Genomic DNA, 1,716 nt, shown 5'->3' with positions numbered 1-1,716 from the left:
TAGAAATAAACTAATAGCAAGAGCATTTGCAGTAGTTAAAAGAGGAACGCCATATGTTGTTCTCCAACAACATGCCGCATAAAAAAACTATATTTCGTTAGGATTTGACCTTGGAATACGTGTTATGGCTAGTTACGTTGGCAAGCACTAAGTTAGTAAATAGAAAACGAACCAGAGGAAAATCCGTAGGATTTTCCGAGTACGCATAGAACAAGTAATTAGCTATACACGTTGTTGTACGTAGGTTTTTTATTCTGTTGCGTTATGTTTAATCATATAATCCAATTCTGCCTGATATTTTTTCCGCCAATCATTTCCGTTTCTTTTATTCAGATACTTTTCAATTTGAGTATTATAGGCTTTAATTCCGCGAATTTGTGGACCAGAAAATGTGCATCCATAAAAATGTTCATAAAATCCATATTTTTCATTTAACGATAATACTGGAACTCCATAATTCTCAAATGGCAGACCAACCGTAACATATCTAGGTGTGTCTCCAATAATATCAATTTTAGCAGTCAAATAATTAAACCTTGTGAAAAAGCCAAATTGCCAGAAAACTATTCCTGTAAATATAATTCCGATTCCAATTTTTATTTTTTTTCTCCGCGTCATTAATAGTTTTCAGTTACAAATTCCATTTTGTTAGATTCCATTAAATAATTGTAAGTTCCGTTAACTAATTCTGCTTTGTTGATTTCAAAGTCAGAATCTTTCGTTCTATAAACCTTTACTCGTTCTCCATTTCCTTTTTCAGCCCAATCATAAAGGTCTTTTTTAATTGTATTTTGATTATCCCAAACATATACATTTCCCCAAGATTTTTCTATAATTCCGAATTCATTGAAATTAGAAGTTTGTCCTAAATCGCCAGAATATTTACATCGAAATATTATATCTCCATCTTTAACTTTTTGATTAAAATAAACTAAATCTCCATATCTGTCTTCTTCACTCATTAAGTAAAGTCCAAATATTATAAAGCCGAATACTGTAACAATTGTCACAGCTAAAATTGTTTTGATTTTACTGTTCATTCTTAACTTACGTACAACGGTTTCGTATAACCTTCAGTGGTGAGGCAAATAAGCCTGAACCAATTCAGATTAAGCCAAATGTAATAAAAAATTTTGGACGTTTGAGTTTATTCTAAATCTCACCATTGAGGATATACGTTGTTATGCACTCATGAGGCACGCACAGCTTATAACGAAACCCATATCGTCAAAGTTTATCAGTTCCAGCTGGTCACGTCAACTAACCATGACGAAGATAAATTCATTAATTCTCATTGTACTAAAAATTGTTATTTATTTCTATTTGGACAACACAGAGTTTTGTCATTTAGAGTGTTGTTTTTCATAGTCAGTTTGTCAGAATGCTGTTCATCTGCGTCAATTTATTCAGCGTACTGTGATTCAGAGTTTTGTAATTCAGTGTTAGTTGGTCAGAGTGCTTTGTGTCAACGTCAGTTTATTCAGCGTGCTGCTTTTCGGATTCAGTTTCAGAGTTAGGAGGTTTTTAATCAAAATAAATAATTTCACTAAAATTAATCACCTGAAATTCAGCTATTCAGCCGAATTTGTGCATAACGTCCCGCGCAGCTATGCGCTGTTTTGCAAAGTGAAAAGTAGTGAAACGTTTTCACTTTGCAAAATGGCGTATAGCTGCCTGTTCTGCGGCGTTTTCACGCCGTAGTGCAGGCAGCGCAGC

The 1,716-nt window shown here is 33.8% G+C and carries 2 protein-coding genes; both read right to left on the bottom strand.

Annotated features, from left to right (window positions below; all coding sequences use genetic code 11):
• Nucleotides 1–249 precede the first annotated feature (249 nt).
• Nucleotides 250–618, bottom strand: coding sequence for an FEKKY domain-containing protein (locus tag ACFSQS_RS16100; protein WP_388021244.1), 369 nt, complete (start codon nucleotides 616–618; stop codon nucleotides 250–252).
• Nucleotides 618–1,040, bottom strand: a complete 423-nt coding sequence (locus ACFSQS_RS16095; protein ID WP_388021242.1) for a hypothetical protein — start codon at nucleotides 1,038–1,040, stop codon at nucleotides 618–620. The genes ACFSQS_RS16100 and ACFSQS_RS16095 overlap by 1 nt, the downstream gene beginning before the upstream one ends.
• Nucleotides 1,041–1,716 lie beyond the last annotated feature (676 nt).

Source organism: Gelatiniphilus marinus (assembly GCF_042684345.1).
Lineage (GTDB): Bacteria > Bacteroidota > Bacteroidia > Flavobacteriales > Flavobacteriaceae > Gelatiniphilus > Gelatiniphilus marinus.
Note: the sequence above shows the minus strand (reverse complement) of the source record. Positions and strands in the feature narration are given on the sequence as shown.